Origin of the sequence: Streptomyces sp. NPDC005202 (assembly GCF_040608235.1) — a bacterium.
GTDB lineage: Bacteria > Actinomycetota > Actinomycetes > Streptomycetales > Streptomycetaceae > Streptomyces.
This window is the reverse complement of record NZ_JBEXHW010000021.1, coordinates 13,082-39,136: the sequence shown is the minus strand read 5'-3', so window position 1 is coordinate 39,136 and position 26,055 is coordinate 13,082. Positions and strand designations below refer to the sequence as shown.

The window sequence follows — 26,055 nt, the reverse complement described above, 5'->3', positions numbered from 1 at the left end:
GCGGCCCGCTGGGCCGTGGCGCCGGGTCGGCCTGCGGCGCCTTGCTGGGCCGTTGGCGGCCCGCTGGGCCGTGGCGCCGGGTCGGCCTGCGGCGCCTTGCTGGGCCGTTGGCGGCCCGCTGGGCCGTGGCGCCGGGTCGGCCTGCGGCGCCCTGCTGGGCCGTTGGCGCCCCGCTGGCCCGTGGCGCCCGGTCGGCCCGTAGCGCCCCTCCGCGCCGCGGCGGCCCCCCGGGAGCCCGAGCCCTTCCCAGGCGTTCCCTGAGAGGCGCCTGTGAGTTTCTCAGGGAAATCACAGATTGGTGAAAGCGTGCTCTCAGAGGATCCCGACAAGGTGTCCGCCATGACCACGACCTCGCCCCAGGGGCGCACCGAACTGCTGAGGCCGGACGGGAGCCCCGTCCGAGTGCTTGTGGTGGACGACGAGCTGTCGATCACCGAACTGCTGTCCATGGCCCTGCGCTACGAGGGCTGGCAGATTCGCAGCGCGGGGGACGGGCAGGGAGCCATCCAGACCGCGCGCGAGTTCCGGCCGGACGCCGTCGTCCTCGACATGATGCTGCCCGACATGGACGGGCTCACCGTACTGGGGCGCCTGCGCCGCGAGCTGCCCGACGTGCCCGTCCTCTTCCTCACCGCGAAGGATGCCGTCGAGGACCGTATCGCCGGGCTCACCGCCGGCGGGGACGACTACGTCACCAAGCCGTTCAGCCTGGAGGAAGTCGTGGCGCGGCTGCGCGGGCTGATCCGCCGTTCCGGTGCCGCCGACCGCCGGTCCGACTCCGTGCTGGTGGTCGGCGACCTCACCCTCGACGAGGACAGCCACGAGGTGTCGCGGGCCGGGGAAAGCATCCACCTGACCGCCACCGAGTTCGAGCTGCTGCGCTTCCTCATGCGCAACCCGCGGCGCGTGCTCAGCAAGGCGCAGATCCTGGACCGCGTGTGGTCCTACGACTTCGGCGGGCAGGCCAATGTCGTCGAGCTGTACATCTCCTACCTACGGCGGAAGATCGACGCCGGCCGCGAGCCGATGATCCACACCCGGCGCGGCGCCGGTTACCTGATCAAGCCCGCGGCGTCATGAGCGGGCGACGACGGCCGCGTCCGCAGAAGCGACGAGCGGGACAGCCGCGCACCCTGCGGACCCGGCTCGTCGTCGCGTCCGTGGTGCTGATCGCCGTGGTGGGCGCGGTGATCGGCACCGTGACCACGCTCGCGCTGCGGTCGCATCTGTACGAGCAGTTGGACCGCCAGCTCAACGAGGTCGCGGCGCGGGCGTCCGGCGGTTTCCGGCCGCCCGACGCCCACAAGGACGGCGTCGGGGTACCCGAGCAGCAGCGGGGCAAGAAGGTCGACCTCACCGAGTTCGTCACCCGGGGCCCACAGCCGCAGGGCACGATCGCCGCGAAGGTCGAGAACGGCTCCGTCATCGACGCCAGGGTCGGCAAGAAGGCCAACGACGACAACAACGTTCCGCAGATGAACGCCAAGTCGCTCACCGAGGCCCAGATCGCCGCCCTCAACTCCGTCGCCCGGGACCGCGGTAAGCACACCGTGGACATCCCCGGCCTCGGCGGGTACCGCGTCGAGTACGTGACCGGTCCCAACGGCACCTACTACGTGGCCATCCCGACCACCGACGTCAACAGCACCATCAACACCCTCATCCTCGTCGAGGTGAGCGTCACCGCCACCGGCCTGATCGCCGCCTCGCTCGCGGGCGCCGCGATCGTCGGTGTCGCCCTGCGCCCGCTGCGCAAGGTCGCCGCGACCGCCACCCGGGTCTCCGAACTGCCCCTGCACACCGGAGAGGTGAACCTCAGCGAGCGCGTCCCCGAGTCGGAGACCGACCTGCACACCGAGGTCGGCCAGGTCGGCGCGGCCCTCAACCGCATGCTCGACCACATCCACGGCGCGCTGCACGCCCGGCAGCAGAGCGAGATGCGGGTACGGCAGTTCGTCGCGGACGCGAGCCATGAACTGAGAACACCCCTGGCGTCCATCCGCGGGTACGCCGAACTCACGCGCCGCGGACGGGAACAGGTCGGTCCGGACACCCGGCACGCCCTTGGCCGTATCGAGTCCGAGGCCGGGCGCATGACCCTGCTCGTGGAGGACCTGCTGCTGCTCGCCCGCCTGGACGCCGGCCGGCCGCTGCAGTTCGAGCAGACCGACCTCGTACCGCTCGTCGTGGACACCATCAGCGACGCCCGCGCGGCCGGCCGGGACCACGTCTGGCGGCTGGACCTGCCCGACGAACCGGCGCTGGTCTCCGCGGACGCGGCCCGGCTGCAGCAGGTGCTGGTCAACCTGCTGGCGAACGCGCGCACGCACACACCACCCGGTACGACCGTCACCGCGCGTGTGCAGCGGCGCGGGCCGTGGCTGTGCGTGGACGTCGAGGACAACGGCCAGGGCATCCCGCCCGAGTTGCTGCCGCACGTCTTCGAACGGTTCGCGCGCGGCGACTCGGCGCGCTCGCGCGCCACGGGCTCGACCGGTCTGGGCCTCGCCATCGTGCAGGCCGTGGCGACCGCGCACGGCGGTGCCGTGACCGTGGACAGCGTCCCGGGGCGGACCGTGTTCACCGTGCATCTGCCCGCGCTCCCGCGCGCCGTGCCGCAGCCCGCGCCCGAAACGAGCTGGCATTCGCACTCACAGGCACCGCACTCACAGGCACCGCACTCACAGGCACAGCACAGCGTCATCACACGGGCACGACAGGGCGCTTGAGAAGAGTCGGTTCCATGCGAACCGACTCTTCTCCCGGCACCCTGCCGGCGCGGGAGCACCTCCCGGCCGGAGACGCCGGTACGCCTGTCCTGGACGTAGTGATCCCCGTCTACAACGAGGAGAAGGACCTCCAGCCATGTGTGCTCAGACTGCACGAGCACCTCACGCGTACCTTCCCGTACGCGTTCCGCATCACGATCGCGGACAACGCGTCCACGGACACCACCCCGCAGGTGGCGGCGCGGCTGGCGGCGGAGATCGCGGAAGTGCGGTCCTTCCGGCTGGAGCAGAAGGGCCGCGGCCGGGCGCTGCGGACCGTCTGGTCCGCCTCGGACGCCCCGATCCTCGCGTACATGGATGTCGACCTGTCCACCGACCTCAACGCGCTGCTGCCGCTGGTGGCGCCGCTGATCTCCGGTCACTCCGACCTGGCGATCGGCTCCCGGCTGGCCCGCAGCTCGCGCGTGGTGCGGGGCGCCAAGCGGGAGTTCATCTCGCGCTCCTACAACCTGATCCTCCGCGGCTCGCTCCAGGCCCGCTTCTCGGACGCGCAGTGCGGATTCAAGGCGATCCGTCGTGACGTCGCCCAGCTGCTGCTGCCGCTGGTGGAGGACACCGGCTGGTTTTTCGACACCGAGATGCTGGTGCTCGCCGAGCGGGCCGGCCTCAGGATCCACGAGGTGCCGGTCGACTGGGTCGACGACCCGGACTCGACGGTGCACATCGTGAAGACGGCGACCGAGGACCTCAAGGGGGTGTGGCGCGTGGGCAAGGCCCTGGCCACCGGTTCGCTGCCGCTGGACCGGCTCACCCGCCCCTTCGGTGACGACCCGCGCGACCGGGACATCCAGGACGTGCCCAAGGGGCTGGCCCGCCAGCTCGTCGGGTTCTGCGTGGTCGGCGCTCTGTCGACCCTCTTCTACCTGGTGCTCTACAGCGTCTTCCGGCAGTTCTCGGGCTCGCAGATCGCCAACGCGCTCGCCCTGCTGGTCTCGGCGATCGCCAACACCGCCGCCAACCGGCGCCTGACCTTCGGGGTGCGCGGCCACGGCGGCGCCGTCCGCCACCAGGCGCAGGGCCTGGTCGTCTTCGGTATCGGCCTCGCGCTGACCAGCGGCTCCCTGGCCGCCCTGAACGCGGCGACCAGCAACCCGGCGCACTCCACGGAGCTCGCCGTTCTGGTGGCCGCCAACCTCGCGGCGACCGTGCTGCGCTTCCTGCTCTTCCGGGCCTGGGTCTTCCCGGACCGGCGCGACCAGGGCTCGACCGTGGTCGCCGCCTCCCCCGGCCCGTCCTCGCCGACGTACACCACACAGCCGTACCCGCAGTCCGGCCCGTACCAGCAGTACACCCCGCTGCCCCAGCGCCCGGAGGCGCACCACGGCAACGGCACCCCGCACACCCCGGCGCCCCGATCCTCGTACGCGCCGTACGACACCGAGTACGCGCCGTACGACACCGACCCTTTCCGCGCCGGTGACGCCGCGGACCGCACCTGGGGGGACGCGACCGTGCAACTGCAGCCGGTGCGTCCGCACGACACCGATCCGAGGGACTCCCGATGACCGACGTAAGGAACACTGACCACGACCGGACGCCCCAGGAGGGGGGTGCGGGGCCGTCCTCCTGGGGGCCGCCCCCCACCGCTCCCCTGGCCGTTTCGCCGACGGCTGCACCGACCGCTCTCCCGCAGCAGCCCGCGGCCGCGGCGCGCGCCGCGGCCGCGGCGTCGGCTCCCGCGCCCGGAGCCGGCGAGCCGAAGCAGCCCTTCGCGCGCCGCCTGTGGCGCGGCCGTCCCGAGGACCCGCGCTGGGCCCGCCCCGCGTTCCTCGGCCTGCTGCTGGCGACCGGCCTGCTCCACCTCTACAACCTGAGCGCCTCCGGCTACGCCAACTCCTTCTACTCAGCGGCCGTCCAGGCGGGCAGCAAGTCCTGGAAGGCGTTCTTCTTCGGCTCGCTGGACGCGGGCAACGCCATCACCGTCGACAAGCCCCCGGCCTCGCTGTGGCCGATGGAGCTGTCGGTCAGGATCTTCGGCCTCAACTCGTGGGCGATCCTGGTTCCCGAGGTCGTCATGGGCGTCCTCACGGTCGCCGTGGTGTACGCGGCCGTGCGCCGCCGGTTCAGCCCCGCGGCCGGTCTGATCGCGGGCGCGGTGCTCGCGCTCACCCCCGTCGCGGCGCTGATGTTCCGGTTCAACAACCCCGACGCGTTGCTCGCGCTGCTGATGGCGCTCACCATCCACTTCGTGATCCGCGGCCTGGAGGACGGCCGCACCAAGTGGCTGGTGTGGGCGGGCGTCGCGGTCGGCTTCGCCTTCCTGACGAAGACCCTGCAGGCCTTCCTGATCCTGCCGGCCCTGGCTCTCGTGTACGGCGTCTGCGCGCCGGTGAAGCTGAAGAAGCGGCTCGCGCAGCTGGCGCTCGCGACGGTCGCGCTGGTCGTCTCCGGCGGCTGGTGGGTCGCCGTCGTCGAACTGTGGCCCGCCTCCTCGCGGCCGTACATCGGCGGCTCGCAGAACAACAGCTTCCTGGAGCTGACCTTCGGCTACAACGGCCTCGGCCGCATCAACGGCGACGAGACAGGGAGCGTCGGCGGCGGTGGCAGGGGCGGCAACGGCACCGGCCGGTGGGGGGAGACCGGCTGGGACCGCATGTTCAACTCCGAGGTCGGCAGCCAGATCTCCTGGCTGCTCCCCGCCGCGCTGATCCTGCTGGTTGCGGGCCTCGTCCTGACCCGAAAGGCCAAGCGCACCGACCTGACCCGCGGCTCCTTCCTCGCCTGGGGCGGCTCGCTGCTGATGACCGCGGTCGTCTTCAGTTACATGGCAGGCATCTTCCACCAGTACTACACGGTCGCCCTCGCGCCCTACATCGCCGCCGTCGTCGGCATGGGTGTCACGGTCCTGTGGGAGGAGCGGTCCAGGCTGTGGGCGTCGCTCAGCCTCGCCGCCGCCGTCACGGCGACCGCGGTGTGGGGATACGTCCTGCTCAACCGCACTCCGGACTACCTGCCCTGGCTGAAGTGGCTGGTCCTCGTGGGCGGCCTGGCCGCCGCGCTCGGCCTGATCTTCGCGGCCCGGCTGGGCCGGCAGCTCGCGATCGCCGCGGTCGCTGCGGGCATCGTCGCCTCTCTGGCCGGTCCGACGGCGTACACGCTGAGCACCGTGAACTCCGCGCACACCGGCTCCATCCCGACGGCCGGCCCGGCGGGCGCGAGCATGATGGGCTTCGGCGGCCGGGGCGGCGGCCCCGGCGGTGGCGGCATGCGCGGCGGCTTCGGCGGCGGCATGCCCGGCCAGAACGGCCGGAACGGCCGGAACGGCCAGAACGGCCAGAACCAGCAGAACGGCAACGGGAACACCCAGGGCCAAGGCCAGCAGGGCAACGGCATCCCGGGCGGCGGCACCGGCGGCTTCCCCGGCGGCGGACTTCCGGGCCAGAACGGCAACGGCAATGCTCAGGGCCAGGGCCAGCAGAACGGCAACGGCTTCCCCGGCGGTGGTCAGACGGGCGACGGCGGCCGCATGCGCGGCGCCGGTGGCGCCGGCGGTCTGCTCCACGGCGCCAACGTCAGCTCGGCGGCCAGGAAGCTGCTGGAGAAGGACGCGTCCCAGTACACCTGGGTCGCCGCGTCCATCGGCTCCCAGAACGCGGCCGGCTACCAGCTCGCCACCGGCGACCCGGTGATGGCGATCGGCGGCTTCAACGGCACCGACCCGTCCCCGACGCCGGCCCAGTTCCAGAAGTACGTGGCCGAAGGGAAGATCCACTACTTCATCGCCGGCGGTGGTATGGGCGGCGGCGGCATGGGCGGCACCAGCAACAGCACCGCCTCGCAGATCACCTCGTGGGTCGAGAAGAACTTCAAGAAGGTCACGGCCGGTTCGGCCACCTTCTACGACCTCACGCAGAAGACGAGCAGCAGCAGCTGACGCGTCACGGAAGCAGCGGACGGTGGCCCGGGGCGCTCCAGCCTCGGGCCACCGCCTTTTTCTGCACCGGTGCGACGGGCGCGACGGGTGCGATGGGTGCGACGTGGCGACGGACGCGACGGACGCGACGGGACATGGCGTTATACGGCGTATAGGAAGTGTTCTACGGTGTACAACATGTCCACGACCTCCCAGGAGCACACCTCTGCCCAGCCCCAGGCTCAGGCCCAGGGCCACCCCCAGCGCTGGCTGATCCTCGGTGTCATCTGCCTCGCGCAGCTCACCGTGCTGCTCGACAACACCGTCCTGAACGTCGCGATCCCCTCGCTCACTGGCGAGCTGGACGCGGCCACCTCCGACATCCAGTGGATGATCAACGCGTACTCGCTGGTGCAGTCCGGTCTGCTGCTCATGGCGGGCAGCGCCGCCGACCGCTACGGCCGCAAGAAGATGCTGGTCGCGGGGCTGGCTCTGTTCGGCGTCGGCTCGCTGGTCGCGGGGCTCGCCGACTCCACCGCCCAGTTGATCGCCGCCCGCGCCGGCATGGGCGTCGGCGGGGCGCTGCTGCTGACCACCACGCTCGCCGTGGCCCTGCAGATCTTCACGCCGGACGAGCATCCGAAGGCCATCGGCATCTGGAGCGCGGTCAACGTGCTGGGCTTCGCGGCCGGCCCGCTGATCGGCGGCTTCATGCTGAACCACTTCTGGTGGGGCGCGATCTTCCTGATCAACCTGCCGGTCGCGGCGCTGGGCCTGGCCGCGGTCATGGCCCTGGTCCCCGAGTCCAGGAACCCCCAGGGCGACCGTCCCGACCTGCTCGGCGCGCTGCTGTCCACGATCGGCATGGCCTCGCTGGTCTACGCGATCATCTCGGGCCCCGAGCACGGCTGGACCTCGGCGAGGGTGCTGGTCACGGCGGTCGTCGCGATCGTGGTGCTGGCCGGGTTCGCGGTGTACGAGAGCCGGATCGCGTACCCCATGCTCGACATGCAGTTCTTCCGCAATCGCCGCTTCACGGGCGCGGTCGCCGGGGCGGTGCTGATCACCTTCGGCATGGGCGGCGCACTGTTCCTGCTCACCCAGCACCTGCAGTTCGTGCTCGGGTACGCCCCCCTGGAGGCCGGTCTGCGCACGGCGCCGCTGGCCCTTGCGGTCGTGGCGCTGAACTTCTCGGGGCTCGCGGCGAAGTGGACGGCACGGCTCGGCACACCGCTGTCGATCGCGCTGGGCATGGTGCTGATGTCGGCGGGCCTGGTGTCGATCGCGACGCTGGCCGAGCACGGCTATACGGGCACGCTGCTCGGTCTGCTCCTGATCGGCGGCGGCTGCGCTGTCGCCAACCCGGCCATGGCGCACGCCATCATGACCGCGATCCCGCCGGCCAGGGCGGGGGTCGGCGCGGGCGTCAACGGCACGCTGGCGGAGTTCGGCAACGGTCTGGGCGTCGCCGTGCTCGGCGCCATCCTCAACTCCCGTTTCGCCGCGCTGGCTCCGGTGGCCGCGAGTTCGCTGCCGGCGGCGTTGGCTGCGGCGGGCTCGGCGAAGGAGGAGAAACAGGTGACCGACGCCTTCTCCTCCGGCTTGGAGACGAGCCAGCTGGTGGGGGCGGTCGCCGTGCTGCTCGGTGGGCTGGTCGCGGCGGCGTTGCTGCGCAGGGCGGAACGGGCAGACTCGGGGATGGGAGCAGCCTGAGGGCTCGGTTCGCAGGCTCGTCGTGCGGCTGCGGACCCATTGTGGCTGGTCGCGCAGTTCCCCGCGCCCCTTGAGGGGCGCCTAGTGACCGGCGTCGGAAAGTCGAGGAAGGTGCGCCATGGTGAAGGCAGCCCAGCGGGCCAAGGGCGCGGCGCGGACCAGCGTCTGGCTGGAGGGCAAGGCGCGCCGGGGCGGGCGCGGCAGCGGGCAGCCGTCGGGGCTGGACCGGGACCGGATCACCGAGGCCACGGTGCGGCTGCTGGACGCCGAGGGGCTGGCCAAGTTCTCCATGCGCCGGCTCGCCGCCGAGTTGAACGTCACGGCGATGTCCGTCTACTGGTACGTCGACACCAAGGACGACCTCCTCGAGCTCGCCCTGGACGCCGCCTTCGGCGAACTGCGGCTGCCCGACCCGGACGCCGACGAGGACTGGCGCGACCAGCTGCGTCGGCTCGCCACCGAGTACCGGGCGCTGCTGGTGCGCCACCCCTGGCTGTCGCCGCTCGCCGGGACCTTCCTCAACATCGGCCCGAACTCGCTCGCCTTCTCGGGCACGGTGCAGCGCGTCATCCGCCGGACCGGGCTGCCCGAGCACGGTCTGACAGGCGCGATCTCCGCGGTCTTCCAGTTCGTCTACGGCTACGGCACGATCGAGGGCCACTTCATCGCCCGCTGCGCCGACGCCGGGATGGCCCCGGACGACTACTTCCGGCACGCCATGAGTGCGGCCACGCAGGCCCCGGACGCCGCCGAGGTCCTGCAGGAATCCGCGAACCTCATGGCGGCCCGTGGCGGCGACACGGTCCAGGAGATGCTGGACCGCGACTTCACCTTCGCCCTGGAGCTGCTGGTGGCGGGGATCGAGGCGATGGTGCAGCGGGCCGGGGCGGATCAGCCCTCCTCGTCCTGAACCAGCCGCGCCGGGAATCCGCCCGTCGCCACCGGCCCCCACCGCTCCGGTGTGATCCGGATGATCGACTTGCCCTGTTTGACCATGGCCGCGCGGTACTCGTCCCAGTCCGGGTGCTCGCCGGCGATGTTGCGGTAGTACTCCACGAGCGGTTCCACGGAGTCCGGCGCGTCGACGACCTCGGCCGTGCCGTCGATCTGCACCCACGGCCCGTTCCAGTCGTCGCTCAGCACGACGACGCTCACCCGGGGGTCCCGCCTGGCGTTGCGCGTTTTGGCCCGCTCCGGGTAGGTGGAGACCACGATCCGCCCCGAGTCGTCCACCCCGCAGGTCAGCGGCGACGCCTGGGGGCTGCCGTCGGCACGGCGGGTCAGCAGCAGGGCGCGGTGGCGGGGTCGTACGAAGTCCAGCAACTCGTCGAGCGATACGCGGGTGTTGGTCGCGATGTTCGGTGCCATGCCCGCAGCCTAGAGGCCCGGGGCCCCGCGGGGAGTGACCCTGCCGTGCCTACCACCGCGCGGCTCACTCAGGACTCCAGCGCCTCCGCCAGGTGGTCGTACACGGGCACGTCCCGCCGCACCCCGGTCACCTCCAGGACGCGGCTCGGGACGCCGAGCGGTGTCACCACCACCCGTAGCTCGGCCCGGCAGGCCACGGGGATCCTCATGGAGCGCCTGAACATCGACGCGGCGGAGGCCTTCGACAGGCTGGTGCGCGCCTCGCAGCGGGAGAACATCAAGCTGGGGGATCTTGCCCGCCGCGTCGTCTATGCGAACAACGCCACATGAAGGGCGGGGAGTTGATCGGCGATACGGGGACAAGAGCAGCTGCATGAACCCCGAGACGCCCTACCCGCTGGAACAGGTGATCGCACGCAGCGGCAGTCTCGACACTCTGCTGCGGGATCTGACCGACCGCGCCGTCGAGGCCGAGCCCGGCGCCGCCGCCTGCAGCATCACCGTCCGCCGCGCCGACCGGCTGATGACCCTGGCGGGCAGCGGTGGCCTGCCGAGCGGCCTGGACCTGCGCCAGTACGAGAACGGCACCGGCCCCTGCGTGGCGGCCGCCGAGACGGGCACCGAGCAGTACGCTTCGGACCTGGCCGCCGAGAGGCGCTGGCCCGCGTACACGAAGTACGCGCTCTCCGTCGGCGTCCGCTGCACGCTGGCGCTGCCGCTCGCCGTCGAGGGCGAGACGGGCGCCGCGATCAACTTCTACGGCCTTCAGCGCGGGGTTTCTACGGCCTTCAGCGCGGGGTGCTGGGCACGGGCCGGGAGGCGGCCCGTAGCTTCGCGGCGCGGGCCACGGACGCGATCAACGTCGCCCTGCGCGTCGAACGCGAGCGCGCCGCGGTACCCGACGTGCGCACGGCCCTGCTCTCCCGCAGCGTCATCGACCAGGCGATCGGCATCCTGATGGCGCAGGAGCGCGTCAACGCCCGGATGTCCCTGAACGCCTGCGCCGTCTGGCGCAGGAGACGAACATCACACTGCGGGACCTGGCCACCCACCTGGTGTCCCGGGTGGCGGGCGACGGCCGTCCGCCCTCACGCGGCCGGTAGCGACTCGCCCTGCACGGCCTGGATGTCCAGCTCCACCTTCAGCGTCGTACCGATGGCCGCGATGCCCGCCTGGACGACCTGGTTGTAGTTCATGGCGAAGTCCTCCCGGCGCAGTTCCGTCGTCGCGCGGAAGGCGGCCCGGGTGCCGCCCCACGGGTCGGCGCCGGTGCCGAGGTAGGCGAGGTCCAGGTCGACCGGGCGGACGACGCCGTGCATGCCCAGCTCGCCGTGGACGGTCCAGCGGTCCGAGCCGGCGGCCGTCAGGCCGGTGGAGCGGTAGGTGATCTGGGGATAGGCGTCGACGTCGAGGAAGTCGGGGGACTTCAGGTGCCCGTCCCGCATGCGGTTGCCGGTGTCGATCGAGTCGGCGCGGATCACCGCCTCCACACGGGACTTGCTGACGTCGTCCGGCGCGATCTCGATCGTCCCCCCGAACTCCGTGAACCGGCCGTGCACGCTGGAGATGCCCAGGTGCTGGGCGACAGCGGCCACCGAGGAGTGCGCCGGGTCGATGGTCCACGGTCCCGGCGGCGGCAGCTCGGTGCCGCCCTGCCGGGACAGGGTCACGGTGCCGATCTCCGCCCGGCCGCTCGCGGTGACGATCGCGCTGGAGGCGGCGGGAGCGTAGCCGATGGCGGTGACGATGACCGTGTACGCACCCGGCGCCAGCGCGGTCGCGTCGCGGACGACGCCCTCCTGGTCGGCCTCGGCCCGCAGCACCTGCGTGCCCGTCATGTCGGTCACCGTGACGACCGCGTGCGACACGGCCCATCCGTCCCGGGTGCGGATCCTCGCGGTCAGTCCCATCCCGTTTTCTCCCTGAAAGCCTTGCAAAGTGGTCGTAAAGAGTCCGGCCCATGGCGGCGGCGCACCTCCGCTCGGAGCGCGCCGCCGCCACGGGCCGGGGTTGAACTACTCGCTCGGGTGGGCGAGTTCGATGTCGTGGTCGTCGACGCCGCGGCCGGTGACCGTCAGGGCCGTCGCCACCGGCGGGTAGCCCGTCGCGATGACGGTGTACTCGCCGCTGTTGAGGTCGGTGAAGGCGTACGCCCCGTCCGCGCCGGTGGTGGCCGTGCCGACCACGTTGCCCGCCGCGTCGACCAGCGTCACGCGGGCGTCGGCGAGGGGCCCGTGCGGGGCGCGGACGACGCCCTGGAGCTGGGCGCCGGCGTCGAGGTCGACCTCGACCCGGGTGACCCCGGTGCCGCTCACCTCGACCGGCAGCGCCCGCGGCCGGTACCCGTCGGCGTTCACCGCGACGGTCACGGCGCCCGGCACCAACTCGGCGAAGGAGAACTCGCCCTGCTCACCGGTGGTCCCGGTGGCCAGCAGGTCCCCGCGCACGTCGGTGACGATCACCATCGCGTCCTTGACCGGCAGCCCGGTCTCGGCGGCCTTCACCACACCGGCCAGGCCGCTGGTGCCGCTGAGCAGGATGTCGTACGAGACCGGCTCGCCGTTCACGACGATCGTGGACGCCTGCGGCTGGTAGCCGTCGGCGGAGGCGATCAGGACGTACGACCCCGCGCCCGGCGCGTCCACCGCGTAGGCGCCGTCGGCCTGCGCGACCGACCGGCCCAGCTGGCGGCCCGCCAGCGAGATCAGCGTGACGGCGGCCTGCGGCACGGGCGCGCTCTCGGCGCCGCGGACGAAGCCGCGCACCGGGATCCCGCCGCCGGCGCCGGCAGCGGCCTCACCGGGCGCCGCGGTCGCGACGGCCGCGAGCCGCTGCGTGCCCTCGGGACCGGCCTCGGTGGTGGAGGTGGCGGCCCAGCTGGGCACCTTCTCCTCGGCCGGGACGCCGGCCTCGGCGGCGGGGGCCTGGGCCTCCGCGGCGGCCGGAGCGGCGGCCGGGTCCACCGGAGCGGCCCCGCCCTCGGCGGCCTGCGCCAGCGCGCCCTTCGTCTTCAGCGGGACCTCCTTGATGAACAGGCTGATCAGGAAGGCGACGGCGGCCAGGCACCCGGCGATCAGGAAGACGTCGGCGATGCCGTGGCCGTAGGCGTTCTCCATGACCGTGCGCAGCGGGGCCGGCAGCTTGTCCATGTCCGGGATGCTGCTGTTGGCGGAGCCGGAGCCGGACAGGGCGGCGGCGTACTTGGGGCTGAGGCCGGTCAGGCCGTCCTTGACGTAGTCGGTGATCCGGTGGGCCAGCACCGCGCCGAGCGCGGAGACGCCGACCGCACCGCCGAGGGAACGGAAGAAGGTGACCGTGGAACTGGCCGAGCCGAGGTCGGAGGGCGACACCTGGTTCTGCGTGCACAGCACCAGGTTCTGCATCATCATGCCGACGCCGAGACCCAGCAGGGCCATGAAGACGGCCATCTTCCAGTAGTCCGTGTCGTACCGGATGGTGCCCAGCAGGCCCAGGCCGGCTGTCACCAGCACGCCACCGCTGACCAGCCAGCCCTTCCAGCGGCCGGTGCGGGTGATGAACTGACCGGAGACGGTCGAGGAGACGAACAGGCCGCCGATCATCGGGATCGTCATGACACCCGACATCGTCGGGGACTTGTCGCGGGCCAGCTGGAAGTACTGGCTGAAGAACACCGTGCCGCTGAACATCGCGATGCCCACGAAGAGCGACGCGAGCGACGCCAGGGTGATGGTGCGGTTGCGGAACAGCCGCAGCGGGATGATCGGCTCGCTCGCCTTGGACTCCACCAGGACGAACAGCGCACCGAGCACGATCGAGCCGCCGACCATCGTGTACGTCTGCCACGACACCCAGTCGTACTTGTCACCGGCGAAGGTGACCCAGATCAGCAGCAGCGAGACGGCGGCGGAGATGAAGAAGGCGCCGCCCCAGTCGACCTTCACCTCCCGCTTCACGACGGGCAGGTGCAGGGTCTTCTGCAGCACGATCAGCGCGATCACGGCGAAGGGCACGCCGACGTAGAAGCACCAGCGCCAGCCCAGCCACGAGGTGTCGGTGATGACACCGCCGAGCAGCGGACCGCCGACGGTGGCGACGGCGAACGTGGCGCCGAGGTAGCCGGAGTACCGGCCGCGCTCGCGCGGGGAGATCATCGCGGCCATGACGATCTGCGCCAGGGCGGACAGACCGCCGGTACCGATGCCCTGGATCACACGGCACACGATCAGCATGCCGGGGTTCTGCGACAGCCCTGCCGCCGCCGAGGCGACGACGAAGATGACGAGGGCTATCTGGACGAGAACCTTCTTGTTGTACAGGTCGGCGAGCTTGCCCCACAGGGGAGTGGCCGCGGTCATCGACAGCAGGGCGGCGGTGACCACCCAGGTGTAGGCGGACTGGCCGCCACCGAGGTCGCCGATGATCTTCGGCAGGGCATTGGAGACGATCGTGGACGACAGGATCGCCACGAACATGCCGAGCAGCAGCCCGGAAAGCGCCTCCATGATCTGCCGGTGCGTCATCGGAACGCCGCCGGAGGAGCCTCCCCCGTGCTTGGCGTGAGCCCGCACACCGGCTGGTGTGGTCGTTGCCATGGGCTTCCTTTCTTACGTGCTTGCGGGTGTACGGGTTCTTACGTGCTTGCGGGTGTACGGGTGGTCTCTTCGACTGCGGGTGCGGGGAGCCGGGGCGGGACGGACCGGCAGTCGCCGAAGTCGGCGCGCAGGCGCGTCATGAGCCGGATGAGCTGGCCGACCTCCTCGTCGGTCCAGTCGCTCAGCCGGTCGGCGAGCAGGTGGGTGGTCCGCCGGGACAGCTCGTCGAGCTGGGTCCGGCCCGCGGCCGTGAGGCGCAGGATGCGTGAGCGCTTGTCCGCCGGGTCGGGGGACCGATCGATCCAGCCGCGTGCGGCGACGTGCGCGACATGGCGGCTGGTGACCGACATGTCCACGGCGAGCAGCTCGGCGAGCTTGCTCATGCGCATGTCGCCGTGGCGGCCGAGCAGCGTCAGCACGGCGGCGGAGCCGGCCGGACACTCGGGCGGCAGGATCCGCCCCATGTCCCTTTTCACGGCCCCGAAGGCACTGAGCTGACGCGCCAGTTCTTCGTACTGCGCCTGCTCGGCCATCACACCTCCCGCATTCGTTGCTTAGGGCAACCATAGGTGGGTTGGTTGCTGCAGGCAAACAAATCGGGGTGCGGTGGGGTAAAACCTTGACAAAGGCAAGTATTACAAGCGTAAACTTGCAGGTGATGCGGGTCCGCGACTGCCGGCGATCACTGATGGGCGCCGGTCGGCAGAACTCAGCCCGTCCCGCGCGTGAGGACGAGGCCGTTCAGGCCGAAGCGGGGGTCCGCGGGCGGCAGCCCCCAGCGAGGCCCGCACCAGCGCCGGGTGCCGTGAACGAGGGCGTCAACCGGACCCCGGCTTGGGCAGTCCCCACGTTTTCGCTAGGGTCTCGGGCCATGGCTAACACCCAGGGCCCCCAGGGCAACTACGACCCCGCCGGCAGCACCCAGATGTTCCGCGCGTTCGTCGACGAGGCGGCTCCCCGGGGCAGGCAGCAGCAGGCCTCCTCCGGCCCGCGTATCGGCCTGATCGTCGGCGTCGTCGCCGCCGTGGTGATCGTCGCGGCCGTCGCCTGGCTGGCGCTCAAGTAAGGCCGACCGCTACCTCCACCGGACCGAGACGTCCCGCGTCTCGACGTGCATGCCCAACGGCACGCGCCACGCGTCGACGCACACCGTCCAGGTCCCGTCCTTCCGTGCGCCGGCACCGACCGGCGCCGGAAGTTCCTCGGCCGACTCGACGGTCGCCCAGTCGATCCCGAGCGCGCCGATGATGTGCGTCCCGAGGGTCACCATGCCCGCACGCACCGGGGCGCCGCCGGAGTTGTAGAAGGCGACGGTCACCTTCTCGCACCACCGCTTGTCCGTGGCCTTCCGCGCGGGCTCGCCCCAGCTCAGCACGGCGGGCCCGCCGTGCGCGGAGGCCGACGCGGACGGTGACGCGGACGGTGACGGGGAATTCGCGGGCGTACGACCGGCCTTGTCACCGCCGCCCGAAGTGCTGCCACCCGGGGTGCTACCACCCGGGGTGCTACCACCCGAAGTGCTACCACCCGAAGCTTCGCCACCCGAGGCGCCGGCGCTCGAAGGGCGCCCACCGGTCGAAGCGCCGCCACCCGCAGCTCCGCCGTTCGGAAAAGAAGCTCCGCGCGAAGATGCGGCGCCCGGTGAGCCGCCCGCCGCGTCGCCCGGCCCGCCGCTCCCGCCGTGCGTCCCCGCGGCCGTTCCGCCCGTCGACCCGGCTGCCGCATTTCCGCCCCCGTCAGGGGACGTGCCCTCGCCGTTCCCGTCCAGCGGCACCCACGTCACATCCCCCGTCGGCCCCGCCGCGGTACCGGACACCCGAGGTGATCCCCCGGCCGCCCCGACCGCGACGTACCCGCCGCCCCCGCCCCCGCCCCCGCTCCCGCACGCGGCCAGGCCCCCGCCCAGACAGACGACAGCCGCCGACGCAACCACAACGGCGCCTCAGCGGCCACGAGTCGGTGTCACCCATGTCGTCCATGATCGAAGCATCGCGCCATGGTGGCTGACGCCCCGTCAAATAGGAAGGTGTCAGTCGGAGATGAGCCCCTCCCGCAGCTGCGCCAGCGTCCGGGTCAGCAACCGGGAGACGTGCATCTGGGAGATGCCGACCTCCTCGCCGATCTGCGACTGGGTCATGTTGGCGAAGAAGCGGAGCATGATGATCCGCCTTTCGCGGGGTGGGAGCTTGGCCAGCAGGGGCTTGAGCGACTCCCGGTACTCGACGCCTTCCAGCGCCGAGTCCTCGTAGCCGAGGCGGTCCGCCAGCGAGCCCTCGCCGCCGTCGTCCTCGGGGGCCGGCGAGTCCAGCGAGGACGCGGTGTAGGCGTTGCCGACCGCGAGGCCGTCGACCACGTCCTCCTCGGACACGCCCAGTACGGCGGCGAGTTCGGTGACCGTCGGGGAGCGGTCGAGCTTCTGGGAGAGCTCGTCGCCGGCCTTGGTGAGGGCGAGCCGCAGCTCCTGCAGGCGCCTGGGCACCCGCACCGACCACGACGTGTCCCGGAAGAACCGCTTGATCTCGCCGACGACCGTCGGCATCGCGAACGTCGGGAACTCCACGCCCCGTTCGCAGTCGAAGCGGTCGATCGCCTTGATCAGGCCGATGGTGCCGACCTGGACGATGTCCTCCATCGGCTCGTTGCGCGAGCGGAAGCGGGCGGCCGCGTAGCGGACCAGGGGGAGGTTGAGCTCGATCAGGGTGTCCCGGACGTAGGTGCGCTCGGGGCTGTCCTCGTCGAGTGCGGCGAGCCGCAGGAACAGGGAGCGGGACAGGGTGCGGGTGTCGATGGCTTCCGAGGCCGGAAGGGCCAGGGTGGGAGCGGCCTCGAGGGCCGCAACGTCGTCGAGGGCGTCGAGCGGCTCGAGCGCCTTGGAAGGGGCCTCGCTCTTCGTGAGCGTGAGCACCTTCGAGCTGCCCTGATCTGCGGACATGCCACCCCCTTTGGGTCGCGGGACGGTCGCGGCCGACGCTCTCTGACGAGGAGAACGCAGCCTTCACCTGAATACCGGAGCCGAAGCCGCGGCAAACGCGCTTCCCGCAGAATGTCACATGTCGGCAACACGCTGTAGTGACATGTCGACATGCAAGACGCGAATCCGCCCTGGAAAGAAGGGGTCTACCGCTCTTTCGGCGTTCAGATGTCGGGATCCGCCCTGGTGAGCGATTCGCTCGTGCTGGTTACGCATCGATCCTGTTTGCGGATCGCAGCCGCTGAAAGCTACGCGCGAGTAGCCGCGAGACATGCATCTGTGAGACACCGAGTTCCGCACTGATCTGCGACTGGGTGAGATTGCTGTAGTAGCGCAGCAGCAGGATTCTCTGTTCCCGTTCGGGGAGCTGGACGAGGAGATGCCGGACCAGATCGCGGTGCTCCACGCCGTCCAGGGCCGGGTCCTCGTAGCCGAGCCGGTCCAGCAGGCCGGGCAGCCCGTCACCCTCCTGGGCCGCCTCCAGCGAGGTCGCGTGGTACGACCGCCCCGCCTCGATGCAGGAGAGCACTTCGTCCTCGGTGATGCGCAGCCGCTCGGCGATCTCCGCAGTCGTCGGGGAGCGCCCGAAGGAGGTCGTCAGATCCTCGGTCGCGCTGTTGACCTGCACCCACAGCTCGTGCAGCCGGCGGGGTACGTGGACGGTACGGACGTTGTCGCGGAAGTACCGCTTGATCTCGCCGACCACCGTCGGCATCGCGAAGGTCGGGAACTGCACGCCGCGGTCCGGGTCGAAGCGGTCGATGGCGTTGATGAGCCCGATGGTGCCGACCTGGACGACGTCCTCCATCGGCTCGTTGCGGGAGCGGAAGCGGGCGGCCGCGTAGCGCACGAGCGGGAGGTTGGCCTCGATGAGCGCCCCGCGCACGCGGGCGTGCTCCGGCGTGCCCGGCTCGAGCTCCTTCAGTTCAGTGAAGAGCACCTGGGTGAGCGCCCGGGTGTCGGCGCCGCGACGCTTCTCCGGGGCTGGGGCCGGGGCCTGAGCGGGAGCCTCTTCCTGGGGCGGCGCAGTACTGGCCGACACGGTCAACGCCACCTCTTTGTCGATCAACTCATCCGTCAAAAGCGGTCATAGCATCACAAGACAGGTCCATCGTGTTCAAGCACCGCATATGCACGTGTTGAGGCTTGAATTAGGGCATACGACGCAGATCGGCCCCGCACCGATGCGGTGCGGGGCCGAGCGTGTGGCCGGTACGGCCGTACGGCTCAGAACTCGTAGTCGGCGATCACCCACGTGGCGAACTCCCGCCACAGTGCGACGCCCGCCTGGTGCTCCGGGTGCTCCACGTAGCGCCGCAGCGCGGCCGGGTCGTCGAACGCCGAGTTGATCGCGAAGTCGTAGGCATTGGGGCGGTCGCTGATGTTCCAGGCGCATTCCCAGAAGCGGATCTCGGGGATCTTGCCGTCCAGGGTGCGGAAGGCCTCGACGCCCTTGGTGACGCGCGGGTCGTCGCGCTCGACGCCTTCGTTGAGCTGGAAGAGGACCAGATGGCGGATCATGACTTTCCTCCGTTGGCGACCCATGTCATGAAGTCGCCCATGGCCTTGGCGGCGTCCGATATGCCCTCGAACCCTATCTGGACGTAGTCCGCGGCCTTGGCCGGGTCCGTGATGATCACGTAGAGCGCAAAGACCACGAGCACGTAAACGGCGATCTTCTTGGCGTTCACCGCCATCGCGGCCTCCCCTGTCACTGAATCGCCCCGAACGCTGCTGATCGCACGAAGGGCCCCGCCGCCAGGCGGGGCCCTTCTCCAGCGGTAGCGGAGGGATTTGAACCCTCGGTGACTTGCGCCACACTCGCTTTCGAGGCGAGCTCCTTCGGCCGCTCGGACACGCTACCGAGGGAGACCCTACAACAAGGTGGGCCGTGGTTTGAAATCCGTTTCCCGGCGCCCCGGCTCAGGACTCAGCGGGTGCGGAAGAAGTCGGTGAGCAGCCGGGCGCACTCGTCGGCGAGCACGCCCTCGATCACTTCGGGACGGTGGTTGAGCCGCCGGTCCCGTACGACGTCCCACAGGGAGCCGGCGGCCCCCGCCTTCTCGTCGCGGGCGCCGTAGACCACGCGGTCCACGCGGGAGAGCACGATGGCACCCGCGCACATCGTGCACGGCTCCAGCGTGACCACGAGCGTGCAGCCCGAAAGCCGCCACTGGCCGGCCTTCGCGGCGGCCCGCCGGATGGCGAGGACCTCCGCGTGTGCCGTCGGGTCGCCGGTCGCCTCGCGCTCGTTGTGCCCGGTCGCGAGCACGGTCGTACCGTCGCCGGACAGCACGACCGCGCCGACGGGGACGTCCCCGCCCCGGACGGCCTGCTCGGCCTCGTCCAGGGCGAGCCGCATCGCGGCCCGCCAGCGGTCGCGTACCGGGTCCGGCGTCCTGCCCGCCTCCGGCGCGGTCAGCGGACGGTCTCCAGCACCTCCGAGGCGCCCAGGGCCTCGGCGATGGCGTTCAGCGCGTCCTCCGCGTCCAGGGCGCGCAGCTCCTTCTCGCTGACGCCCAGGTCGTCGAGGATCTCGCCGTCGCCGAGCGGGCTGTGCGTGATGGCTTCGGCGGAACCGGTCTCCTCCTCGTCGTCCTCGGCGTACGCCGGCTCACCGTCCTCCGTGCCGTCGAGGTCGAGGGAGTCCAGGTCGGGCCCGTCGTCGCCGGGCTCCCTTCCGAGCAGTTCGTCGGTGAGCAGGATCTCGCCGTACGAACTGCGGGCAGCGGCGGCGGCGTCCGAGACGTAGATACGAGGGTCGTCCTCGCCGTCCACGCGGACAACGCCGAACCACGCGTCCTCCTGCTCGATCAGGACGAGCACCGTGTCGTCCTCGGCCGAGGCTTCCCGGGCCAGGTCGGCCAGGTCGGACAGCGTCTCCACATCGTCGAGCTCTGTGTCGCTCGCTTCCCACCCGTCTTCGGTGCGCGCGAGCAGTGCGGCGAAGTACACCGTGACTCTCCCACTGGTCATAGGCGTGCCGGTTGGGGGTCCCCCCGGCGGAGGTTCTGGGCGGAGAGAGCTGGGCTCCAAGCCCCACCCACTCGGAATCGTGGCAGAAACAAGGCGTTGAGGGGACGTCTTCGGCTCCCTGTGTCTGGCAGTTTTGATCGCACGTCCGCAAAGGACTCGCCAGCGCGCCCGTTGCCGCCACCTGCGGATCGTACGCGGCTTTTCCCAGCGTCCACGCACGTCCACCTCCGGAACGTCCGCGCGGGGTGCGGATCTTCCCCCGTTGTTCCTACCAGCGGAACGTGCGCATGCGCATCGCGTGCCGCAGTCGGGCGGATTTGGCACGGCGGGGCTGTACGCGGTCGCGCAGCTCGCGTGCCTCGGCGAGTTCGCGCAGGAACCGGGCCCGGCGCCTGCGGCGCTCGGTGTCCGTCTCCGGTATGTCCGCCGTCTCCGGCTGATCGCGCGGCGACGGATCCTCGCGGGATTCCCGGTCAGGCATTGGTTCACCACCCCAGTCCCTCCCTCCCACTTTCCCTCGGACGGGGGGTTTGACGCCAGAAGAGTGCACGGCGGAGAGCGCGGCGCCCGTGCGGCCGGGGCGGCGGCGGGAGGCGGACGGGCGCACTCGGCGCCCGGTTACTGTTGGCACATGCGTCTCCATGTCGTCGACCACCCCCTGGTCGCCCACAAGCTCACCACACTGCGCGACCAGCGCACCGACTCCGCGACCTTCCGCCGGCTCGCCGACGAACTGGTCACCCTGCTCGCCTACGAGGCCACGCGGGACGTGCGCACCGAACAGGTCGACATCACCACGCCGGTCGCGCGGACCACCGGCGTCAAGCTTTCCCACCCGCGCCCGCTGGTGGTGCCGATCCTGCGGGCCGGCCTCGGCATGCTGGACGGCATGGTGCGGCTGCTGCCGACCGCCGAGGTGGGTTTCCTCGGCATGATCCGCAACGAGGAGACGCTGCAGGCCTCCACGTACGCCACGCGCATGCCGGAGGACCTCTCCGGCCGCCAGGTCTACGTCCTCGACCCGATGCTGGCCACCGGCGGCACGCTGGTCGCGGCGATCCAGGAGCTGATCAAGCGCGGCGCGGACGACGTGACCGCGGTCGTGCTGCTTGCCGCCCCGGAGGGCATCGAGGTCATGGAGCGGGAGCTGGCGGGCACCCCGGTGACGGTCGTGACGGCGTCGGTCGACGAGCGCCTCAACGAGCACGGCTACATCGTGCCGGGCCTCGGGGACGCGGGCGACCGGATGTACGGGCCCGCCGAGTAACCGCCTGCGCGCAGCCGCCGGTCCACCGGGTGGTACGGCGGCTCACCAGCCCGCTTTCAGTGGATCGGCGCCCTTCTTCGGCGGCTCGGCAACCCTCCTCGCCCGCCTAGCAGCCCTTCTTCGTGGTGGGCGTCGACTTCGGCGTGGTCAGCTCGGCCAGCGCCTTGTCGGCGTCCGCCCGCTTCGTCAGCTCCTTGAAGCCGTTGCCGATGATCAGGTCGACGTCGCTGCCCTTGCGGGTGTCCGTGCGGCGCTCGGCGGCGGCGAGCTGGGTGGCGAGCACGGGCAGCGAGGTGTTCAGGGACGAGGCGGGGCCGAGGAGTATCCCGGTGCCCTTGATCTTCTTGTCGAACTCCTTGGTCGCGTTGCCCACTTGGCCGATGCGGAAGCCGCGCTTCTTCAGCTCGTCCGCAGTCTGCTTGGCCAGGCCGCCGCGGGGCGTGGCGTTCAGGACGTTGACGGTGATCTGGCCCGGCTTGGGCAGCGCCCGGGCCGCGGGGCTCGCTTTGGTCGTGGTCGGGCAGTCCGCCTTGCCGGCCGCCGAGGCCTTCTTGCCGCCGGTGAAGACGTCGATGAGCTGCAGCGTGCCCCAGCCGGTCACACCGAGCACGGCGACGGAGGCGACGACCAGGAACACGAGCCTGCCGCGCCGGCGGGGCCTGCGCATCCGCGGGTACTTGTTGCCCGTGATCCGGTACTGCCCGCCCATGCCGGGGGGAGTCAGCATGCTCATGGGCGCAGCGTAGTGCGCCCGAGCGGCGATTCCTACTAGATGATCATCGGATGGCGCTCAGCTGAACCCGAAAGGTCCAAACCCCGGGTCAGCTCGGCGAGTGAGCCGAAGGGGCTTCAATGCCCCGGAGGCGAAGCGAGCCCCAAAAAAAGGGGGTCTCAATCCAGCTCGAGTACGCGCGCGTGCAGCACCTGGCGCTGCTGGAGCGCCGCCCGCACCGCGCGGTGGAGGCCGTCCTCGAGGTACAGATCGCCCTGCCACTTCACGACGTGCGCGAAGAGGTCGCCGTAGAACGTCGAGTCCTCGGCCAGCAGTGTCTCCAGGTCGAGCTGCTGCTTGGTGGTCACGAGCTGATCGAGGCGGACCGGGCGCGGCGCGACGTCCGACCACTGCCGGGTGCTTTCCCGGCCGTGGTCGGGGTACGGCCGGCCGTTTCCGATGCGCTTGAAGATCACACGGAAAGCCTACCGGGCAAGACGTTCCGGGCGCAGCCTCGGCGACGGAGTGCGACGCTGGAAATGTCGCGGCAAACCGGTGCGAATCGGAAACAGGGGCTTGAGATGAGTGACAGCGAGACCGTGCCTCCGGCCACCGCCCCCGAGGCACGGGGCAGCGCCCCGGCGCTCCCGCGGGAGGCCCTGGAGATCGCCTCCGGATACGCCTTCGCCGGACCCGCCCTGGACCTGGGCGCCCTGATATGGGACGGCCGCTGCCTGCCCGACGTGCAGATCCGCATCCCGCTGCCCATGCTCAACCGCCACGGCCTGGTCGCGGGCGCCACCGGCACCGGCAAGACCAAGACGCTCCAGCTGATCGCCGAGCAGCTCTCGGCGCAGGGCGTGCCCGTGTTCCTCGCCGACATCAAGGGCGACCTCTCCGGCATCTCGGCGCCGGGCGCGTCGAACCACAGGACCCGGTCCCGGGCCGCCGAGGTCCACCAGCAGTGGACGCCGACCGGCTTCCCCGCCGAGTTCTACGCCCTGGGCGGCATGGGCCACGGCATCCCGGTGCGGGCCACCGTCACCAGCTTCGGCCCGGTGCTGCTGTCCAAGGTGCTCCAGCTCAACCAGACCCAGGAGCAGTCCCTCGGCCTGATCTTCCACTACGCCGACACCAAGGGCCTGGAGCTGATCGACCTCAAGGACCTCAGGGCGGTCGTCGCCTTCCTGACCTCCGACGAGGGCAGGCCGGAGCTGAAGAACATCGGCGGCCTGTCCTCGGCCACCGCCGGCGTGATCCTCCGTTCCCTCACGGCCTTCGAGGCGCAGGGCATGGCGGACTTCTTCGGGGAGCCGGAGTTCGACACGGGCGAGTTCCTGCGCACGGCCCCCGACGGGCGCGGGATCGTCTCCGTCCTCGAACTGCCCGCCGTCCAGGACAAACCCCAGCTGTTCTCGACCTTCCTGATGTGGCTGCTCGCCGACCTCTTCCACGACCTGCCGGAGGTCGGGGACGTCGACAAGCCGAAGCTGGTGTTCTTCTTCGACGAGGCGCACCTGCTGTTCAAGGACGCGTCCAAGGCGTTCCTGGACTCCCTCACGCAGACCGTACGGCTGATTCGCTCGAAAGGTGTCGGCGCCTTCTTCGTCACGCAGACACCCAAGGACGTCCCCAGCGACGTCCTCGGCCAGCTCGGCAACCGGATCCAGCACGCCCTGCGCGCCTTCACGCCCGACGACGACAAGGCCCTCAGGGCCACGGTGAAGACCTTCCCGAACTCGGCGTACGACCTGGAGGAGGTCCTCACCGGCCTGGGCACCGGCGAGGCCGTGGTGACGGTGCTGAGCGAGAAGGGCGCCCCGACACCGGTCGCGGCGACCCGGCTGCGGGCGCCGGAGTCCCTGATGGGCCCGGTCGACGGCGACGCCCTGGAGCGGGCGGTGCGGGCCTCGCCGCTCCACGGACGTTATGCACAGGCTGTGGACCGCGAGTCGGCGTACGAGAAGCTCACGGCCGCGCAGGCCGAGCAGGCGGCCCGCGCCGAGGAGGCGGCAACCCCGGAGCGCAAGGGCGGCCGGGCGCCCAGGGCCGGGGAGCGGGAGCCCAGGGCGAGGGAGCCGGAGCCCAGGGCGAGGGAGCGGGAGCCCAGGGAGGAGCCGTCCGTCGTCGAGCAGGTCGTCGGCAGCGGCGTGTTCAAGTCCCTGGCCCGGTCCGTGGGCACCCAGATCGGCCGGGAGATCACCCGCTCCCTGTTCGGTACGGCCCGCAGGAGGCGGTGAGCCGGACGCCGCCGGGGCGCCCGGCTCCGGTTCAGCCGCGTTCCCGTTCCTCCGGCGCGGGCGGCCGCTGCTCGCGCGGCTCGGGCTGGTGGGGGTCCTTCACGTGCGGCCTGCGGATGCTGCGGACGGCCTCGGCGCGCAGGAGGGCGCGCAGGACCGCGTACGGGTCACTGGGCATGACTGTGGTTCCTTGCGTCGTGCTGGCTGATGGACCGGAGGGAAGGGCCGGTCCGCTCAGCAACGCAGGACCACGGAGCGCAGCGCGTGCAGGCGGTACGGAGGGTGCGGCGGCACGGGGGCGGGGCGGTGGTCCTCCGCCCGCGCGGGCGCCGGGTCGGTCAGGGGGGCGGGCCGCAGGCGTACGACGGCACGCTCGCCGTGCCGCGCCGGGGGCCGTAGGGCCGCGTCGATGACGTCCTGCTCGGCGGCCGTACCGCCGGTCTCGCCCGTCTCGCCGGCCACCGCCACCACGGGCGCCGCGTGCGCCTCGGCGTGCTCGCCCTGCACCAGCAGGGCGAGCAGCAGGACGAGCACCCGCAGGCAGGCGCTCCGCCGCGCGGCGCGACGGGCGTGCGGTGCGGTGCTCACGTCGGGTCACCTCCCCGCGGGACGTACGCCGTTCCTCGCGCCGACCGTGAGAACCACTCGCACGGCGTACTGGGAGGGGGCTCGTACGGAGTACCGGCAGGGGCGGAGGCGGGCGCCGTTCACGGCGTGCGGGGGAGCTCTTCGGCGCGGCCGCGGATGCGGAAGGCCGTGACGATCTCGATGACGCCGACCACCACCAGCCACCAGCCGGCGAGCAGGGCGAGCACGGTGACCGACTGCAGCGGCGAGTCGATCAGGACGATGCCCGCGATGAAGGTCAGGATGCCGAGGAAGATCTGCCAGCCGCGCGCGGGCGCCGTCCGGTCGTGGACGGCGGCCAGCGTCTGCGTGATCCCGCGGATCAGCCAGCCGATGCCGATCCACAGCGCGAGCAGCAGGATCGACTGCATGGCGCCGCGGAAGCAGAAAAGGCCCAGCAGGATGGACAGGGCACCACTGGCGAAGGCCAGCACGCGCAGCGAGGTCGTCCTGTGGGTGCCGAAGGCGGAGACCAGCTGGAGCACGCCGCTGACGAGGAGGTAGAGGCCGCAGAGGACGCCGGCGGCGAGCAGGGAGGCACCCGGCCAGAGCAGCACCAGGACGCCCAGGATCAGGGAGGCGACCCCCGCGACCAGGACGGCCTGTTCCGGGCGGCGCGGGAGGGGACGTGCAGCGGTCCTTCCAGGGGCCGCTCGTCGTGCCAGGACGGCGGGGCGTGCGGGTCCCGCGCGGCGTGGACGCGACGGTCGTCGTACTCCGGCTCCCAGGGGCCGGAACTCGGTGGCTCGGTCAGGTCCATGCTGGGAGCGGACGCGCGCATGCCGCCACCGGGGACGGGCCACTCGGCTGACGCCTGCCTCAGGGGCGTCGGGGCAGCCTTCCTGTGTCAGGGAAGTCGGGGGAGCCTGCCTGCCTCAGGGGCGTCGGGGCAGCCTTCCTGTGTCAGGGAAGTCGGGGGAGCCTGCCTGCCTCAGGGGCGTCGGGGCAGCCTTCCTGTGTCAGCG

Annotated in this window: 26 protein-coding genes, 1 tRNA gene and 3 pseudogenes; 11 read left to right on the top strand and 19 right to left on the bottom strand. The window is 71.3% G+C overall.

The annotated features are described in order from the left end of the window. The first annotated feature begins 339 nt into the window (after positions 1-339). From ABZV31_RS25720 to ABZV31_RS25695, 6 genes are all read left to right on the top strand, one after another. Positions 340-1,080 carry a response regulator transcription factor gene (locus ABZV31_RS25720; RefSeq protein WP_150134013.1) on the top strand — a complete coding sequence of 247 codons (741 nt, stop codon included), beginning with the start codon at positions 340-342 and terminating at the stop codon, positions 1,078-1,080. Continuing rightward, positions 1,077-2,729 carry a HAMP domain-containing sensor histidine kinase gene (locus tag ABZV31_RS25715; RefSeq protein WP_355898151.1) on the top strand — a complete coding sequence of 551 codons (1,653 nt, stop codon included), beginning with the start codon at positions 1,077-1,079 and terminating at the stop codon, positions 2,727-2,729. Before ABZV31_RS25720 ends, ABZV31_RS25715 begins: the two co-directional genes overlap by 4 nt. 14 nt (positions 2,730-2,743) lie before the next feature. Then, positions 2,744-4,294: a bifunctional glycosyltransferase family 2/GtrA family protein gene (locus ABZV31_RS25710; RefSeq protein WP_355898148.1), complete on the top strand. Its 1,551-nt coding sequence runs from the start codon at positions 2,744-2,746 to the stop codon at positions 4,292-4,294. Next, positions 4,291-6,663: a glycosyltransferase family 39 protein gene (locus ABZV31_RS25705; protein ID WP_355898146.1), complete on the top strand. Its 2,373-nt coding sequence runs from the start codon at positions 4,291-4,293 to the stop codon at positions 6,661-6,663. Before ABZV31_RS25710 ends, ABZV31_RS25705 begins: the two co-directional genes overlap by 4 nt. A gap of 177 nt (positions 6,664-6,840) precedes the next feature. Further along, positions 6,841-8,355, top strand: coding sequence for an MFS transporter (locus ABZV31_RS25700; protein ID WP_355898143.1), 1,515 nt, complete (start codon positions 6,841-6,843; stop codon positions 8,353-8,355). Positions 8,356-8,473: 118 nt separating this feature from the next. After that, positions 8,474-9,265, top strand: a complete 792-nt coding sequence (locus ABZV31_RS25695; RefSeq protein ID WP_355898140.1) for a TetR/AcrR family transcriptional regulator C-terminal domain-containing protein — start codon at positions 8,474-8,476, stop codon at positions 9,263-9,265. On the opposite strand, the gene ABZV31_RS25690 is transcribed toward ABZV31_RS25695, so the two are convergent. Both ABZV31_RS25690 and ABZV31_RS25685 read right to left on the bottom strand, forming a co-directional pair. Next, complete coding sequence (locus tag ABZV31_RS25690; protein WP_355898138.1) at positions 9,247-9,723, bottom strand: PPOX class F420-dependent oxidoreductase; 477 nt, start codon at positions 9,721-9,723, stop codon at positions 9,247-9,249. The two genes, ABZV31_RS25695 and ABZV31_RS25690, sit on opposite strands and share 19 nt — an antisense overlap. 68 nt (positions 9,724-9,791) lie before the next feature. Beyond that, positions 9,792-9,902 (bottom strand): annotated as a pseudogene (locus tag ABZV31_RS25685) (anti-anti-sigma factor); the annotation flags it as partial. A 10-nt stretch (positions 9,903-9,912) separates the two neighbouring features. On the opposite strand from ABZV31_RS25685, the pseudogene ABZV31_RS25680 reads away from it, so the two are divergent. Both ABZV31_RS25680 and ABZV31_RS25675 read left to right on the top strand, forming a co-directional pair. Next, a pseudogene (locus ABZV31_RS25680) lies at positions 9,913-10,053 on the top strand (ANTAR domain-containing protein); the annotation flags it as partial. Positions 10,054-10,096: 43 nt separating this feature from the next. Further along, a complete protein-coding gene (locus ABZV31_RS25675) occupies positions 10,097-10,681 on the top strand; it encodes a GAF domain-containing protein (protein WP_355898136.1) in 585 nt (194 codons plus the stop codon). A gap of 130 nt (positions 10,682-10,811) precedes the next feature. Here ABZV31_RS25675 and ABZV31_RS25670 read toward each other — a convergent pair whose 3' ends face one another. The 3 genes from ABZV31_RS25670 to ABZV31_RS25660 form a co-directional block, all read right to left on the bottom strand. Then, a complete protein-coding gene (locus ABZV31_RS25670) occupies positions 10,812-11,633 on the bottom strand; it encodes a YceI family protein (protein ID WP_355898133.1) in 822 nt (273 codons plus the stop codon). Positions 11,634-11,738: 105 nt separating this feature from the next. Next, a complete protein-coding gene (locus ABZV31_RS25665) occupies positions 11,739-14,297 on the bottom strand; it encodes an MFS transporter (protein WP_355898130.1) in 2,559 nt (852 codons plus the stop codon). Positions 14,298-14,335: 38 nt separating this feature from the next. Next, positions 14,336-14,830 (bottom strand): MarR family transcriptional regulator, encoded by a 495-nt coding sequence (locus ABZV31_RS25660; protein ID WP_355898127.1) that lies wholly within the window; start codon positions 14,828-14,830, stop codon positions 14,336-14,338. A 338-nt stretch (positions 14,831-15,168) separates the two neighbouring features. Between ABZV31_RS25660 and ABZV31_RS25655 the strand changes: the two genes are divergently transcribed. After that, on the top strand, positions 15,169-15,363 hold the full coding sequence (locus tag ABZV31_RS25655; protein WP_355898124.1) for a hypothetical protein: 195 nt from the start codon (positions 15,169-15,171) through the stop codon (positions 15,361-15,363). Positions 15,364-15,372: 9 nt separating this feature from the next. Here ABZV31_RS25655 and ABZV31_RS25650 read toward each other — a convergent pair whose 3' ends face one another. The 9 genes from ABZV31_RS25650 to ABZV31_RS25610 all read right to left on the bottom strand — a co-directional run bounded on the left by ABZV31_RS25650 (position 15,373) and on the right by ABZV31_RS25610 (position 20,725). Beyond that, entirely contained in the window at positions 15,373-15,672 is a 300-nt protein-coding gene (locus tag ABZV31_RS25650; protein ID WP_355898121.1) for a hypothetical protein, read from the bottom strand. 654 nt (positions 15,673-16,326) lie between these two features. Then, positions 16,327-17,229 (bottom strand): RNA polymerase sigma factor SigF, encoded by a 903-nt coding sequence (locus ABZV31_RS25645; protein WP_355898118.1) that lies wholly within the window; start codon positions 17,227-17,229, stop codon positions 16,327-16,329. 247 nt (positions 17,230-17,476) lie between these two features. Then, positions 17,477-18,349, bottom strand: coding sequence for an RNA polymerase sigma factor SigF (locus tag ABZV31_RS25640; protein WP_355898115.1), 873 nt, complete (start codon positions 18,347-18,349; stop codon positions 17,477-17,479). A 146-nt stretch (positions 18,350-18,495) separates the two neighbouring features. Then, complete coding sequence (locus ABZV31_RS25635; protein ID WP_355898112.1) at positions 18,496-18,789, bottom strand: Dabb family protein; 294 nt, start codon at positions 18,787-18,789, stop codon at positions 18,496-18,498. Further along, positions 18,786-18,965, bottom strand: a complete 180-nt coding sequence (locus tag ABZV31_RS25630) for a hypothetical protein (protein WP_355898110.1) — start codon at positions 18,963-18,965, stop codon at positions 18,786-18,788. Before ABZV31_RS25630 ends, ABZV31_RS25635 begins: the two co-directional genes overlap by 4 nt. Before the next feature lie 82 nt (positions 18,966-19,047). Continuing rightward, positions 19,048-19,132, bottom strand: a tRNA-Ser gene (locus ABZV31_RS25625). Positions 19,133-19,198: 66 nt separating this feature from the next. Beyond that, entirely contained in the window at positions 19,199-19,630 is a 432-nt protein-coding gene (gene tadA, locus ABZV31_RS25620; RefSeq protein WP_355898107.1) for a tRNA adenosine(34) deaminase TadA, read from the bottom strand. A 56-nt stretch (positions 19,631-19,686) separates the two neighbouring features. Then, on the bottom strand, positions 19,687-20,223 hold the full coding sequence (locus ABZV31_RS25615) for a hypothetical protein (RefSeq protein WP_355898296.1): 537 nt from the start codon (positions 20,221-20,223) through the stop codon (positions 19,687-19,689). Positions 20,224-20,512: 289 nt separating this feature from the next. Then, positions 20,513-20,725, bottom strand: coding sequence for a hypothetical protein (locus tag ABZV31_RS25610; RefSeq protein WP_355898104.1), 213 nt, complete (start codon positions 20,723-20,725; stop codon positions 20,513-20,515). 150 nt (positions 20,726-20,875) lie between these two features. On the opposite strand from ABZV31_RS25610, the gene upp reads away from it, so the two are divergent. After that, positions 20,876-21,511 (top strand): uracil phosphoribosyltransferase, encoded by a 636-nt coding sequence (gene upp, locus ABZV31_RS25605; RefSeq protein ID WP_355898101.1) that lies wholly within the window; start codon positions 20,876-20,878, stop codon positions 21,509-21,511. A gap of 106 nt (positions 21,512-21,617) precedes the next feature. Here the strand turns inward: upp and ABZV31_RS25600 are convergent, their stop codons facing one another. Further along, positions 21,618-22,220, bottom strand: a complete 603-nt coding sequence (locus ABZV31_RS25600; RefSeq protein WP_355898293.1) for a LytR C-terminal domain-containing protein — start codon at positions 22,218-22,220, stop codon at positions 21,618-21,620. Between the two features lie 182 nt (positions 22,221-22,402). Next, on the bottom strand, positions 22,403-22,699 hold the full coding sequence (locus tag ABZV31_RS25595; protein ID WP_355898098.1) for a type II toxin-antitoxin system VapB family antitoxin: 297 nt from the start codon (positions 22,697-22,699) through the stop codon (positions 22,403-22,405). 105 nt (positions 22,700-22,804) lie between these two features. Between ABZV31_RS25595 and ABZV31_RS25590 the strand changes: the two genes are divergently transcribed. Further along, positions 22,805-24,463 carry a helicase HerA-like domain-containing protein gene (locus ABZV31_RS25590; protein ID WP_355898095.1) on the top strand — a complete coding sequence of 553 codons (1,659 nt, stop codon included), beginning with the start codon at positions 22,805-22,807 and terminating at the stop codon, positions 24,461-24,463. 31 nt (positions 24,464-24,494) lie between these two features. Here the strand turns inward: ABZV31_RS25590 and ABZV31_RS25585 are convergent, their stop codons facing one another. The 3 genes and pseudogenes from ABZV31_RS25585 to ABZV31_RS25575 all read right to left on the bottom strand — a co-directional run bounded on the left by ABZV31_RS25585 (position 24,495) and on the right by ABZV31_RS25575 (position 25,844). Then, positions 24,495-24,641, bottom strand: coding sequence for a hypothetical protein (locus ABZV31_RS25585; RefSeq protein ID WP_355898092.1), 147 nt, complete (start codon positions 24,639-24,641; stop codon positions 24,495-24,497). Between the two features lie 56 nt (positions 24,642-24,697). Next, positions 24,698-25,051, bottom strand: a complete 354-nt coding sequence (locus tag ABZV31_RS25580) for a hypothetical protein (protein WP_355898090.1) — start codon at positions 25,049-25,051, stop codon at positions 24,698-24,700. Between the two features lie 119 nt (positions 25,052-25,170). Beyond that, a pseudogene (locus ABZV31_RS25575) lies at positions 25,171-25,844 on the bottom strand (HdeD family acid-resistance protein). Between the last annotated feature and the right edge of the window lie 211 nt (positions 25,845-26,055).